This is a genomic window from Leptospira sp. GIMC2001 (assembly GCF_028462125.1).
In the GTDB taxonomy this organism is placed as follows: domain Bacteria; phylum Spirochaetota; class Leptospiria; order Leptospirales; family Leptospiraceae.
The window spans coordinates 1792267-1805509 of sequence record NZ_CP115468.1; the positions used below are offsets into that span (position 1 = coordinate 1792267).

Genomic DNA, 13243 nt, shown 5'->3' on the forward strand with positions numbered 1-13243 from the left:
AGAAACTCAATACCTAAAGGCGCTTTGTATAAATATTTTCTGGAATGATGTAAAGTCGATATAAAATTGCGTTACATCTTATGAGATAACTGGATTGTCGAATTGCGTTAAAACAACAAATATCTTTAGTAAGTCGTATGTGTTGAATAAGATTTAATTCCTATAAATGTCTGCCTCATTTGGCAGACGGAAAAGAATTTTGGCGATCTATGAGTTGATCGTATGGGCTACGGATTGTGTGCAATTTTTGCAAAGTGACTCGCGTATAGATTTGTGTAGTTCGAAGGGATTCATGGCCTAATAAAGATTGAATATAGCGAATATCTGTTCCTAATTCTAGTAGATGCGTAGCGAAGGCATGGCGAAGGGAATGGAAAGATACTTTTTTTAAGATTTTGGCACGTTGCTTGGCTTGTTCGAATACTTTTTCGGCAGTGCGAATACTAATGGGCATATGAGTTTTTGTGCCAGAAGGGAATAACCATTTTGGGAAAATGGGAAAACTATCTAAGTAACTTGATACATGTTCAAAAACACGATCAGAGAGAATGGAGTAGCGATCTTTTTTCCCTTTGCCTTGTGTTACACGAAGAGTTTTTCGAGTAGAATCTAGATCCGAAGGTTTTAGATTCACGGCTTCACTGACTCGAAGACCTGCGGAATAAGCGACTTCTAATAAAATTCTATGTTTGATATTTTGCGTTAGCGTAAGAAGATTTTGCACTTCTTCGAAGGACAAGATATCGGGAAGAACTTTTTCCTTGCGAACCGATGGAAACTTTAATTTGGGCAGAAACCCAGTGGCTTCCTTGTAATAGAAGAGTAGAGACGATTGTGCTGAAAGTAGGGTAATTCCGCTAACATCTCTTTCTTCTTTCAAATATAGCAGAAAATCTAATAAATCTTCCTCTGTTACAAACTGAGGTTGGCATTGGATGAATTGGAGAGCTTTTTTGTTCCAGAAAAGGTAGGTTTTCTTTGTTCGACGGGAATAATTTCGAAGTTCGATTTGTGCGATTAATTTACCAAAGAGAGGAACAAGTTCGTGTAAAATATCCGGATCTACACAAATTTTTTCTGACTTGAGGAATTGAATCCAGTCTGGGTGATTCTTAATGAGAATCGTAAAATACCAGCACTTTCGGACTCGATCAAATTCTCGATGCGGGAGCTTTAGAACAGTTGACAAGAGGTCAATTCTTTCAGGGTAGGGAAACTTTAAATAGGTTATACCTTTTTCAAGGTATAGGTGAGGTAAATTGTCTCGGGAGCTTGGCATGGGGAAGTTGTACCAAGCGGTCCAAAAAAAGCAACTAAATAAATGTATAGTATTTTAATCGGACATAGCTCCGCCGCCTGAGTCCCATACTTTTTTCAAAGTATCCATAAAATTGGAGATAGGTTGAATAATTGCAAGTGATTAATACTAAAATTAGGAAGTTAAAGTAAAAAATTAGGATAATTTAATATCATAGCATTATTAAATTTCAATTTGTTTGTAGCCTAACTTAATCAAATATATGAAGTATTTTTCAATAAGGTAAATCCACGAATTCAATTTAATTGCCTATTTTGTCAAAAATATGATCAATTAGTAATATTTTTTTAACTCCATTAAGAGTAATCTTGGATCGTTCAGATCTATTTCCAAGGGAATCAGGCATTTTCTCCTTTACAAATCCAATATCACCCTAAGAATTCTTAATTATGTCTGGTCAATTTTCAGCTAAAAAAACTCCCAAAAAGGCATTTACTGGCAAACCTACACAAACTAGAGGAAAGAAGCTTACTTCCCCAAGGCGCATATCCACAAACCACAAAAGCCCGCTATCTGAGCCAGACTCAGCTAACGCTTCCTCAGCCTCAGATCATGGGCATCCCAGACAGGATACTTCCCTGTTTTTACCTCCTTTATCAATTTCCCCGAATTTTCCGCGTAAGCTCCTAGATAACCTTCTAAATCCTTCTACAATCAACAAGGAGCAACTTTTACAGGTTAACCTTATATCATCCAACAAACAGATAAAGGAACACTATACAGGCTTAACTTATAGAATACTTGAAGCATTTTATCCTACATATTGTAACACTCATACATCTACTTTGTTAACGCCGGGTAAGATCAAGGGTAGACAACTGATGGGTCAGTGTCCTATCTGTAAAGCTCAGAAGTCACTAGCTAAAGGAACTCCACTGATGAACCTTCATCTTCCTATGAGTTACTTCTCTTACATACTTCAAGAGATACTGATTGCATATCCTAGTGTTCTAACTGCTAAAGCGATTCAAAAGAAACTAGTTCTCAAAAGTTATAGTTCAGCGTGGCTACTTAAGAAACGAATTCAAATATTCATGACTCATTTAAATGATTCTATGATGGAACAAACTAAGGAAGCTCTATCTCAAGAAGCATCAATGAATATGGGATCGAAAATGCCATTTAGTGGAGATGTATCTGATTCAATCAAAGGTAGGATAATTACTAACGTTGATACCTTGGCTATATTCTCAGTCGGAGTTAGAGCAAATAAGTTTAGAAGTAGATATAGACATGGAGGAATAACTTCATCAATCTATCAATCGGCGAAAGTTGGTGGGGCACAAGTTGGAACTCTTGCAAGCAATATTACTATTAAAGGATCACTTAGTTTTTATGAATCCCATCCTTTGACTAATACTGATTACGCTCTTAGTCATCTTGAGAAAGTAATAACACCCGAGAATGTATTGATGGCAGATGAAGCTTACCAAGGATTGTTTGGTCATTATAGAAATATTCGAACTATCAATCATAGTCGACGGGCGAATAAAAAGATACATGTATTCTCAAGGGAGAGATGGAGTAAGGACGGAGTTCATAGTAATGTAGTAGAAGGATCAAATGGAATTCTTAAGAAAGCTATGAAGCAATACAACTGGTTCAATTGTAAATATAGTCAATTGTATTTGAATGAGTATGCAGTAGGTAAGAATATACGCTTCTTTGATGTAGAGAAGAATGTTATATTTGGAATTGGAGATACATCAAAAAATTGCGGAAAAAAGATAAGGGAGTAAAAACATTGTCTAGACCATTTAAAGTATTAGGAATTCAGCAGATTGCCATCGGTGGGGAAGATAAATCTAAACTAGCCAAGTTTTGGATTGATATTATGGGTTTGGCAAAAGTTTCTAGTTTTCGCTCGGAAAAAGAGAATGTTGATGAAGACATTCTTTCTATGGGGAAGGGAGTTAATGCTGTGGAAATTGATATTATGCAGCCCATTGATGCAACTAAGAGTCCAAAAGTTCATGAACCCAAGCTCAATCATATTGGTCTATGGATAGATGATTTAGCACTGGCAGTAAGTTGGTTAACTGAGCAAGGTGTTCGATTTACCCCAGGTGGAATAAGAAAAGGTGCTGCAGGCTATGATGTATGTTTTATTCATCCAAAAGGGAACGAAGAGTTTCCTTTGTGCTCTGAAGGCGTTTTAGTCGAGCTTGTTCAAGCTCCAGATGATGTAAAAGCTGCTTTAGGGTAATTTAATATACTAAAAGGATGGTAGTTTCCTACCATCCTAGCGATTGAAGGTTTTTATTTTTTGTAGATACGAACGATTGTGCTGATCAATTCTTTAAATTTAGGATCTTTTAGAGAGTAGAAAACCTGGTTAGATTTCTTTCTCGATTCAAGAATTCCATTATTCTTCATTTTACTTAGGTGTTGCGAAGCAGCTGATTGGCTAGTTCCTAGCAAGGTTACTAGATCACCAACTGACTTTTCTTCTTTCGCAAGCGCATAAAGGATCAATAAACGAATCGGATGAGCGATTCCCTGAATTCCCTTTATGGCTTGGTCAAGCTGGACTTTTGTTAATTCTGTTTTTAGTTTCATGCGTTGGTCTGATACTTATTAAGTATCCTCCGTTTTACTTTAGTCAACTAAAGTATATTATTAATGCAGAATCCTTGATATAGCTTCTTTCACTCAAGAAAAAAATTTACTAACCAGAAAAAAAGTTATATTCTAACTCCGCCAGAAATTTCTAAAATTACTCCTGTCACTAAATCATTCTCCACAATAAATTGAGCAGTAGTAGCTATTTCATCAGGCTCACCTAAGCGACCGACAGGGATAATTTTTTTCCATTTTTCCAATGCTTCTGCATTCATATCTTTTAGAACCATTTCAGTTCCAATAAATCCTGGTGCTATACCTGCAACCCGAATGCCATGTCTTGCTAATTCTTTGGACCAAGTAACGGTTAGAGCTGCAACACCAGCCTTTGCGGCACTATAATTAGTCTGTCCAGAATTGCCATGCATTGCAATGGAAGCAATTGGAATGATTACACCTGACTTTTGCTTGGCCATCACGCAGGCAGCTTCTCGACCCGTTAGAAAAACTCCCGTTAAATTTACATCAATTACACTTTGCCACTGTTCGATAGACATTTTAGCCTTTATTTCGCCAGTTTCTTTATCTGTTCTAATCAAAAGTCCATCACGAAGGATTCCGGCGTTCAAAATCGCGACATCCAAACTACCGAATTCTTTCACGGCACCTTCCATTAAACGGACGGCGTCTTCTTCTTTGGCTACATTGGCTTGGATTCCAATTGTGTTGATGCCCAACTTTTTGAACTCTTCTACGGTTTCATTCAGCTTATCTTCTTGTATATCTGATAGGACGATCTTCGATCCTTGTTTTCCGAATCGCAAAGCCATAGCCTTACCCAAACCACCTGCAGAACCCGTTACTAAAACAGTTTTATCTTTTAGAATCATGCTACTTCTTTTTCTCTCTCCATATTTTCTTTGTTTCTTATACTATTGTATTTATCATTAAAGGGAATTTCAACTCTTGCTATTGTATGGCTTGGAGTTGTAATGATTCTAAAAAGATTAGGATCTATGTCTTCGTTCTTCATTAGAATCATGATTAGAGCAATACCGAGTCCAGCTCCTTCCGTATTATCCATATTATCCATATAGAATTCAGCAATGTCATTATAACCCATAGCCTTTTTCATTTTTTCTCGCATTCTTTGTTCTTCATCTTTGATAACAGGTGTATTGTTTTTCACTTCCACATACATACCATCTTCGCAGTAGTGAAATCGTATATTGACAAAAACTCCTCGGGCAAGGCATCTTTTTCCATATTCTTCTGCCATTTTCTCAGAGAATTTCTTTTTATAGTTTTCGATTCCGATTTGGTAGTCTTTTGCGTTCATGATATCGAGTCCTTCATCTTCGAAGAAAACCCTTTTCTGGTTGGCTTTGACTCCATTGATCGCTAGTTCTTTGGTAATGGTATAAAGCATTTCCACATACCTATCATGCCCGACAAAGCTCAGTATTTCCGTTATTACTTTTAAAACATATTTTTCTAATTTCGAGCTCATTCTAGAAGATCGGATGGAAAATTTTCTAGAACCTTTAACCAGTTCGGGAATATCATTTTCTAATTTTTGAAAACTTTTTGCCATTATTAGCTGCCTTTAATACCATATACTAATACAAGAACCATAAAATGCAAAATCATTTTATCTATCTCGATATCGGTGATACAGTTATTCATTTAAAAAAGAAACCAGGAGAATTATACCTAGATCTATTTATTAGTTTCGGCAAAGACTTATCTGGTATTGAGAAGGGCAGAGCAAACGAGTCATTTTTGAATGCGTGGAAGGAAATGGACAGATTGTATGCGACGGAAGACTTTGCAGATCGGTATAGAAAGCACAAAAATGGCTCGATTGGATTTTGGTTCGAGCTAATCGAAAGATTCTGTCAAAAATTGCAGATTCAAGATATTACCAATAACGAAAAAATGGAAATATACAAGACTTTTGAGACAAAAGAAGTCTGGTTCGTCGAACCAAGCTTTTTTGATCTTGTAGAACTCTCTCAGCAAAGGAAAATATCGCTCGGAGTTCTTTCGAATTGGGATTCGCGATTGAGAATTATATTAGAAAACTTAGGTATTTTTCAGTATTTTTCGGAAATGGTCATTTCTGGAGAATTTGGCTGGGAGAAACCTTCCCCTAGGATTTTCCAAGAAGCTGAGAGAAGGGCGGGTTTGAGCGGAGAAAAAATTCTTTATACGGGTGACAAAGTAGAGATGGACTATAGACCTAGTCAAAAATTAGGCTGGAAATCTTTCCTTTTTAAAAGGCAATGGCAACTCGAAAATCAGACAAAAAAAGGCTTTTTAGACGGTTTTGAAGGTGACATAATCGGAAAATTGGACGAAGTACCCGGGATGAGTATGAATTATATTGACGATAAACAGCCTTAAAAAATATTGTATATTTCTAGCCTTTTCATAAAAGAAAAGTCGAATTTTGCCCTCTTAGCTCAGTGGTAGAGCACTTCCATGGTAAGGAAGGGGTCACCAGTTCAAGCCTGGTAGAGGGCTTGTAACAGAGGGCCGTAGTTTAGTGGTAGAACAAGGATCTCCAAAGTCCTTGGTGGTGGTTCGATTCCATCCGGCCCTGCCACATAAAGCGGCTATGGGCAAAATTGTAGCTAGAATAAGGAATTATACATGAAAGCACAGACATTCATACAGGAATGCAAAGCCGAACTAGAAAAGGTTCAATGGCCCACAAGAGAAGAAGTGATCAACTCTACGATAGTTGTATTGATTACAGTGGTCATCTTTTCAGTTTTTCTGTCTTTGGCAGATCAATTCTTTATTAATCTCTTAAAATGGTTTTGGAGATTGGGAGCCTAATAGTCGATGGCATCTTCAGAAAAAAAATGGTATGTTCTTCAGACCTATTCTGGTCACGAGAACAAAGTCAAGATCAGTATTGAGAAATTGGTCATCCAGAAGAAACTGGAAGACATTGTTTCTCAAGTAAAGATCCCAACCATGGATGTTGCCGAAATGAAAAACGGCAAGAAAAAGGTAACAAAGAAGAAATTGATGCCAGGATATATTTTGGTTGAGATGGCAATGAATGAAGACATTCGTTTTCTTCTAACAAGTCTTCCTTCAGTTTCTACATTTGTAGGATCTCAAGAAGGACCTCAACCTTTAGAATTGGATGAGATTAAGAATATTTTTGCGGATGTTGCAAGTGTTGAATCCGAAGAAGTAGCGGCAAGACCTAGATTCTTCTACAAAGTTGGTGAGACTTTGAAGATTGTAGATGGTCCCTTTGCTAACTTTAGCGGTGTAGTAGATGAGATTTTTCCAGACAAGGGTCGCCTTAGAGTTAAGGTTGAGATTTTTGGAAGATCAACTCCAGTTGAACTCGATTACCTTCAAGTGAAATCTGAAGGCTGATATTATAATATTTAGGAATTAAGGGAAGAAAGGGAATCAAATGGCGGCTAAAAAAGTAGTCAAACAAATTAAGCTCCAGGTTGAAGCTGGTAAAGCGAATCCAGCACCACCCGTAGGTCCAGCACTTGGACAGGCTGGTCTCAACATCATGGAATTCTGTAAACAATTCAATGAAAAGACCAAGGCACAGATCGGATTAAAACTTCCGGTAGTAATTACAGTTTTTTCCGATAGAAGTTTTACTTTTATAACAAAGTCGCCTCCTGCAGCTTTGTTAGTAAAGAAAGCTTTGGGCTTGGAATCCGGTTCTGCTACTCCACATACCGTGAAAGTAGGAACAATTTCCAAGGCACAACTAGAAGACATTGCTAAAACGAAAATGAACGATCTAAACGCAAATGATCTGGACATGGCTGTAAACATTATAGCTGGAACATGTCGATCTATGGGCGTTAACGTAGAAGGGTTATAATATGAATAGAGGCAAGAAATACAAAGCCAATCTTGGCAAGATCGATCGTACAAAGGTTTACTCTTTGTTAGATGCAATTAAGCTTGCGAAGGAAACTTCTTACACCAAATTTGATGGAACGATTGAAGTTTCTACAAAAGTGAATTATAAAAGTCTTCAAAACGTAAGGGGAACGGTTTCTCTTCCTCACGGAACAGGAAAAGATATTCGCGTTTTGGTATTTTGCAAAGGTGCTAAACAACAAGAAGCAAAAGACGCGGGTGCAGACTTTGTCGGCGAAATGGACATGATAGAAAAAGTTCAAGGTGGCTGGACGGATTTTGATGCTTGTATTGCAACTCCAGATATGATGAAGGAAGTTGGTAAACTTGGTCCAATCCTTGGTCGTAAGGGTCTTATGCCTAAACCTAAAGCGGGAACTGTTACTGTAGACGTTGCGAAAGCAGTAAAAGAAGTGAAGAGCGGTCGTCTAGAATACAGACCAGACAAAGGTGGCGTCGTCCATTTGGGAATTGGTAAGGTATCCTTCACTGATGAGCAAATCTTGGACAATGTGAACTCAGTTGTCGCAGGTCTTATGAAAGACAAACCTTCTGATGCAAAAGGTGAATATCTAAAAGGATTAGCAGTTTCAGCTACTATGGGCCACGGTGTGAAAGTGGACGTTAAAGAGCTTGTTAACGCTCTAAACTAATAAGGAATAATCATGGCTAACCAAGGTAAAAAAGACGCAGTTTTAGAATTAAAAACTAAGTTAGAGAATCGTTCCAATTTCATTCTAGCAAGCTACAGTGGACTCACTGTTGAAGATCTTAGTAATCTTCGAGCTAAACTAAGTGCGGAAAATTCAGAATTGAAAGTGATCAAGAACAATCTGTTTTTGAGAGCTCTCAAAGAATCATCTCGTCACAAAGATCACGCAATTGATTTCGGTGATGAATACAAAGGTCCATTAGCTGCAATATTTTCGGAAGATGGTCTTCCTAGCATTGCAAAACTTTGTAAAGATTTCGCAAAAGATAAGCAGAACCTAGTTGTTAAACTGGGATATCTGGATGGTCAAGTTTTGGATGGCAAAAACGTAGATGCAATTGCTGGTCTACCTTCCAAGTCTGAATTGCTATCGCAAATTGCTCGTGGTTTAAATGCACCAACGCAACAAATTGCAAGCGGTATGAATCAGATTATGGCAAGTCTTGCACGTGCTATTCAAAAGATTGGAGAGAAGAACGGTTAATCGCCGTTTTTCTTATTAAAAATATTTAGGACTTATAAACCTGTAAGTTAAAGTTAAGGAGATACAAAAAGATGTCTGTAGATGCACTACTAGAGCAAATAGGGAATTTATCCCTGGTTCAAGCCTCAGAATTGGTAAAAAAAATGGAAGAGAAGTTTGGCATTTCTGCTGCTGCTCCAGTTGCGGCTGTTGCAGTTGCTGCTGGTGGCGGAGCTGCTGCCGCTGAAGAGCCTGCTGCTGTTAACGTAATCCTCAAGTCACATGGTGACAAGAAGATTGACGTAATCAAACTAGTCCGAGAAATTACTGGCCTAGGCTTGAAAGAAGCAAAAGACCTGGTTGAAGCTGGTGGCAAAACTATTAAAGAAGAAGTTTCTAAAGAAGAAGCTGCTGAACTTAAGAAGAAGCTCGAGGCTGTCGGAGCCGTTGTCGAAATCGCCTAAGGATTACCTGGGATCATTTCGAAAGCCCACGACCTTACAAAACGGTAGGGGGAGGTTGTACCTTCTCACTACCGAATTTTTTATTTTTTACTCAACCTCAGATCCAGTGTTGAACTAGGGAGAACGACGTATGTACGGACAAACGGAAAGAAAAAGGGTGAATTTTGGTAAAATCACCGACTTAAATCTATTACCCAATTTAATTTATGTTCAGAAAAAATCCTTTGAATGGTTTCTTCAGAGAGACATTGATCCTCACAAGAGAGCTAATCAAGGGCTAGAAGCGGTTTTTAGAGAATCCTTTCCGATTGAAAGTCCGAACAACGATATGGTCATGGAATATGACCATTATATTTTGGGAGAACCCAAGAGAACTCCTTTAGAATGCAAAGAGACAGACACTTCTTATGCCATTCCATTGAAAGCGGTTATACGCTTAGTAAAAAAAGAAAATTATGAAGTAGTAGAAAACACTGTTTATATGGGTGATATTCCCATCATGACAGATCAAGGAACCTTTGTTATTAATGGTGCCGAAAGAGTTGTAGTTAGTCAGTTACATAGATCTCCTGGTATTTTCTTTTCTTATGACGATGCAAAAAGTACGTTCTCAGCGAGAGTAATTCCTTACCGTGGATCTTGGTTGGAATTTGAAATGGACAATAAGGGAATCCTTGTTGCAAAAATTGACCGTAAGAAAAAATTCCCAGCTACTCTACTTATAAAATCTCTACAGGTTGGAACGAACGAAGAAGTTCTTAGAATTTTTTATTCTTCTACCAAGATGAGAATCGCTGGTGGAACTCCGAAAGAACTCAAGAAATTGATTGGTAAGAGAACCATTTGTGATATCATCAATTTTGAAACTGGTGAAGTCATGCTAGAGGCTGGCTCCAAGATCAATGAAGATAACATTACAATATTAAAAGAAATGAAAGTAAAGGAAGTTGAGACAATTGACTTCCCGAAAAATAAAGATAACCCGGTTATCATCAACTGTCTCGAAAAAGACGGGGTGAATGATTACGAGGAAGCAATCAGAAAATTTCATTCTATCATGAGACCAGGTGAACCTTCGACATTAGAAAATGCTGAAGTGGAATTGCACCGATTGTTTTTCAATCCTAAAACTTTTGATTTAGGACATGTGGGTCGTTACAAGATCAATAGTAAGTTTGAATATCATAATCCTAAGATATTTTCACAAAATGAAGATCGTACATTAAGAAAAGAAGATATTATAGAAACAGTTCGATATCTTGTTATGCTTATGAGTGATGTGGAAAACTATTTCCCAGATGATATTGACCATTTAGGCAATAGACGTGTTCGTTCTGTTGGCGAGTTAATTGCTAACCAATTGAAGCTTGGATTTTCACGAGTTGAACGAGTGATCAAAGAGAGAATGACAGTTCAAGAACCTGAGCAACAAACTCCTCAAATATTGATTTCGATCAAACCAATCACAGCCGTTATCAATGAATTCTTTGGATCTTCTCAACTATCTCAATATATGGATCAGACGAATCCTTTGGCTGAACTTACTCATAAGAGAAGATTGAACGCACTCGGTCCAGGTGGACTCTCTCGTGATAGAGCAGGTTTTGAAGTTCGTGACGTTCACTACTCTCATTATGGTCGTATGTGTCCGATTGAGACTCCAGAAGGTCCGAACATTGGTCTGATTCTATCCATGTCTTCCTTTGCTCGAGTCAATGATTATGGATTTCTGGAAACTCCTTACCGAGTTGTAAAAAATGGAAAAACAACTAAGCAAGTCGAATATTTAACTGCTGATAAAGAAGAATATCACTATATTGCGCAAGCTTCAGCTGCCGTTGATGAGAAGGGTGATTTCAAAGGAAAGCTGATATCTACTCGTCATAGATCAGACTTCCCATTTAGAAATCCAAATGAAATTCAATATATGGATTTGGCTCCCTTACAGGTTGTATCGGTGTCAACTTCCTTGATTCCATTCTTGGAACATGACGATGCGAACAGAGCTTTGATGGGTTCGAACATGCAACGTCAAGCGGTTCCTCTTCTAAAAGAAGAAGCTCCTTATGTAGGAACTGGAATGGAAGAGCGAGCTGCCTATGATTCTGGAATCTGCATTGTAGCTCAGAAAAATGGAGTCGTTGTAAAAGTTGATGCAGAATACGTATCTGTAAAAGAAGACGGGGTCAAAGAACCTACAATTTATAGACTCACAAAATTCAAGAAAACGAACCAAGGCACTTGCTTTACTCAGAAGCCTTCAGTCTCTATTCATTATGGAGAAGGCAATGGTAAAGTTACAAAAATTACTAAAGATGTAGTTGAAGTAACGTATAATGATGGTTCTGTGAAGAATTATGATCTAAAAACTCATTCTAAAGAATTTTCCCCAGTTGCCAAAGAAGGGGATTCCGTTGAAAAGGGCACTCTTCTTGCGGGACAACTTGTCTATGGCGAGAAGATCGATTCAATGGGAAATATCACTCAAAAAGGAACTGTCCTTGCTGACGGACCTTCTGTTGATAAGGGAACTCTCGCTCTTGGTAAAAACGTTCTCGTTGCTTTTATGCCATGGGAAGGTTACAACTTTGAGGATGCGATCCTTCTCTCTGAAAGAGTAATCAAAGATGATGTCTTCACATCTATTCATATTGAAGAATTCCAAATCCAAGCTAGAGAAACAAAACTTGGACAAGAGCAGATTACTCGAGATATTCCAAACCTATCTGATAAAGCATTTCGCGATTTAGATGAGGGTGGTGTGATTCGAGTCGGTGCTGAAGTTAAACCTGGTGACATTCTTGTTGGAATGGTTACACCTAAAGGGGAGACTGATCTTACTCCAGAATACAAATTGTTGCATTCTATTTTTGGCGAGAAAGCCAAAGAAGTAAGAGATTCATCTCTTAGGATGCCTAATGGTTTCGAAGGAACTGTAGTTGATGTCAAAATTTTCTCAAGAGAGAATGGTGACGAATTGTCTGCTGGTGTAGAAGAGATGGTAAAAGTCTATGTTGCGCGCAAGAGAAAACTTCTTGTGGGTGATAAGATGGCTGGACGTCACGGTAACAAAGGGGTTGTAGCTCGAATTATGGCAGAAGAAGACATGCCATATATGGAAGATGGAACTCCAGTTGATATCGTACTCAATCCATTAGGTGTTCCTTCTCGTATGAACTTGGGACAGATTCTTGAGACACAACTTGGTTTTGCTGCAAGTAAATTAAATATAAATTTTGAGACTCCTGTATTTGATGGCGCTGATGAAGCGGATATCATGGATTTCTGCAAGCAAGCAGGTCTACCAGAAAGTTCTAAATTTCAACTCTATGATGGAAGAAATGGAGAACCATTTCTGAACAGAGTATTCTGTGGATACATCTATATGTTGAAACTAGCGCATTTGGTGGATGATAAGATCCATGCAAGGTCTACTGGACCATACTCACTTGTAACTCAACAACCTCTGGGTGGAAAAGCTCAGTTCGGTGGTCAGCGTTTGGGTGAGATGGAAGTATGGGCTCTTGAGGCTTATGGTGCAAGTCATACCCTTCAAGAACTATTGACCATCAAATCGGATGACATGTTGGGTAGAGCGAGAATTTACGAAGCAATTGTCAAAGGTATTCATTCCATTAAACCTGGAATTCCAGAATCCTTTAACGTATTGGTTCAAGAATTAAGAGGTTTGGCTCTTGATATTATCATCCACGATGTGGAAGGCAATACAATTGACATCTCCGATTACGAAGACGAATTTTCTAGACCTAATAAGGCAATAAAATTCGAATCTATCGAAAACAACTAAC

Annotated in this window: 14 protein-coding genes and 2 tRNA genes; 12 read left to right on the plus strand and 4 right to left on the minus strand. The window is 38.1% G+C overall.

Annotated features, from left to right (window positions below; genetic code table 11):
• Positions 1-175 precede the first annotated feature (175 nt).
• Complete coding sequence (locus O4O04_RS09670) at positions 176-1189, minus strand: tyrosine-type recombinase/integrase (protein ID WP_272535692.1); 1014 nt, start codon at positions 1187-1189, stop codon at positions 176-178.
• Positions 1190-1707: 518 nt separating this feature from the next.
• On the opposite strand from O4O04_RS09670, the gene O4O04_RS09675 reads away from it, so the two are divergent.
• A complete protein-coding gene (locus O4O04_RS09675; RefSeq protein ID WP_272535693.1) occupies positions 1708-3057 on the plus strand; it encodes a transposase in 1350 nt (449 codons plus the stop codon).
• On the plus strand, positions 3033-3524 hold the full coding sequence (locus O4O04_RS09680; protein WP_336297498.1) for a VOC family protein: 492 nt from the start codon (positions 3033-3035) through the stop codon (positions 3522-3524). The genes O4O04_RS09675 and O4O04_RS09680 overlap by 25 nt, the downstream gene beginning before the upstream one ends.
• A 53-nt stretch (positions 3525-3577) precedes the next feature.
• Here O4O04_RS09680 and O4O04_RS09685 read toward each other — a convergent pair whose 3' ends face one another.
• The 3 genes from O4O04_RS09685 to O4O04_RS09695 form a co-directional block, all read right to left on the minus strand.
• Positions 3578-3877 (minus strand): ArsR/SmtB family transcription factor, encoded by a 300-nt coding sequence (locus O4O04_RS09685; protein ID WP_272535695.1) that lies wholly within the window; start codon positions 3875-3877, stop codon positions 3578-3580.
• Positions 3878-4002: 125 nt separating this feature from the next.
• A complete protein-coding gene (locus O4O04_RS09690; protein ID WP_272535697.1) occupies positions 4003-4770 on the minus strand; it encodes an SDR family NAD(P)-dependent oxidoreductase in 768 nt (255 codons plus the stop codon).
• Positions 4767-5474, minus strand: coding sequence for a histidine kinase (locus tag O4O04_RS09695; RefSeq protein ID WP_272535699.1), 708 nt, complete (start codon positions 5472-5474; stop codon positions 4767-4769). Before O4O04_RS09695 ends, O4O04_RS09690 begins: the two co-directional genes overlap by 4 nt.
• Before the next feature lie 44 nt (positions 5475-5518).
• On the opposite strand from O4O04_RS09695, the gene O4O04_RS09700 reads away from it, so the two are divergent.
• From O4O04_RS09700 to rpoB, 10 genes are all read left to right on the plus strand, one after another.
• Positions 5519-6286, plus strand: coding sequence for an HAD-IA family hydrolase (locus O4O04_RS09700; RefSeq protein ID WP_272535700.1), 768 nt, complete (start codon positions 5519-5521; stop codon positions 6284-6286).
• 48 nt (positions 6287-6334) lie between these two features.
• Positions 6335-6406 (plus strand) — tRNA-Thr (locus tag O4O04_RS09705).
• Between the two features lie 8 nt (positions 6407-6414).
• Positions 6415-6488 (plus strand) — tRNA-Trp (locus tag O4O04_RS09710).
• A 47-nt stretch (positions 6489-6535) separates the two neighbouring features.
• Entirely contained in the window at positions 6536-6724 is a 189-nt protein-coding gene (secE, locus tag O4O04_RS09715) for a preprotein translocase subunit SecE (protein ID WP_272535702.1), read from the plus strand.
• A gap of 6 nt (positions 6725-6730) precedes the next feature.
• A complete protein-coding gene (gene nusG, locus O4O04_RS09720; RefSeq protein ID WP_272535704.1) occupies positions 6731-7282 on the plus strand; it encodes a transcription termination/antitermination protein NusG in 552 nt (183 codons plus the stop codon).
• A gap of 40 nt (positions 7283-7322) precedes the next feature.
• Positions 7323-7754 carry a 50S ribosomal protein L11 gene (gene rplK / locus O4O04_RS09725; protein ID WP_272535705.1) on the plus strand — a complete coding sequence of 144 codons (432 nt, stop codon included), beginning with the start codon at positions 7323-7325 and terminating at the stop codon, positions 7752-7754.
• Between the two features lies 1 nt (position 7755).
• Positions 7756-8448 carry a 50S ribosomal protein L1 gene (gene rplA, locus O4O04_RS09730; RefSeq protein WP_272535707.1) on the plus strand — a complete coding sequence of 231 codons (693 nt, stop codon included), beginning with the start codon at positions 7756-7758 and terminating at the stop codon, positions 8446-8448.
• A 12-nt stretch (positions 8449-8460) separates the two neighbouring features.
• Entirely contained in the window at positions 8461-8991 is a 531-nt protein-coding gene (rplJ, locus tag O4O04_RS09735; protein WP_272535709.1) for a 50S ribosomal protein L10, read from the plus strand.
• A 71-nt stretch (positions 8992-9062) separates the two neighbouring features.
• A complete protein-coding gene (gene rplL, locus O4O04_RS09740; protein ID WP_272535711.1) occupies positions 9063-9434 on the plus strand; it encodes a 50S ribosomal protein L7/L12 in 372 nt (123 codons plus the stop codon).
• 130 nt (positions 9435-9564) lie between these two features.
• A complete protein-coding gene (rpoB, locus tag O4O04_RS09745) occupies positions 9565-13242 on the plus strand; it encodes a DNA-directed RNA polymerase subunit beta (RefSeq protein ID WP_272535712.1) in 3678 nt (1225 codons plus the stop codon).
• Position 13243 lies beyond the last annotated feature (1 nt).

Coding starts and splice junctions, on each gene's coding strand:
- rpoB (WP_272535712.1), top strand. CDS start 9,565: ATGTACGGACAAACGGAAAGAAAAAGGGTGAATTTTGGTAAAATCACC.
- secE (WP_272535702.1), top strand. CDS start 6,536: ATGAAAGCACAGACATTCATACAGGAATGCAAAGCCGAACTAGAAAAG.
- nusG (WP_272535704.1), top strand. CDS start 6,731: ATGGCATCTTCAGAAAAAAAATGGTATGTTCTTCAGACCTATTCTGGT.
- O4O04_RS09690 (WP_272535697.1), bottom strand. CDS start 4,770: ATGATTCTAAAAGATAAAACTGTTTTAGTAACGGGTTCTGCAGGTGGT.
- O4O04_RS09700 (WP_272535700.1), top strand. CDS start 5,519: ATGCAAAATCATTTTATCTATCTCGATATCGGTGATACAGTTATTCAT.
- O4O04_RS09685 (WP_272535695.1), bottom strand. CDS start 3,877: ATGAAACTAAAAACAGAATTAACAAAAGTCCAGCTTGACCAAGCCATA.
- rplA (WP_272535707.1), top strand. CDS start 7,756: ATGAATAGAGGCAAGAAATACAAAGCCAATCTTGGCAAGATCGATCGT.
- rplJ (WP_272535709.1), top strand. CDS start 8,461: ATGGCTAACCAAGGTAAAAAAGACGCAGTTTTAGAATTAAAAACTAAG.
- rplL (WP_272535711.1), top strand. CDS start 9,063: ATGTCTGTAGATGCACTACTAGAGCAAATAGGGAATTTATCCCTGGTT.
- rplK (WP_272535705.1), top strand. CDS start 7,323: ATGGCGGCTAAAAAAGTAGTCAAACAAATTAAGCTCCAGGTTGAAGCT.
- O4O04_RS09695 (WP_272535699.1), bottom strand. CDS start 5,474: ATGGCAAAAAGTTTTCAAAAATTAGAAAATGATATTCCCGAACTGGTT.
- O4O04_RS09675 (WP_272535693.1), top strand. CDS start 1,708: ATGTCTGGTCAATTTTCAGCTAAAAAAACTCCCAAAAAGGCATTTACT.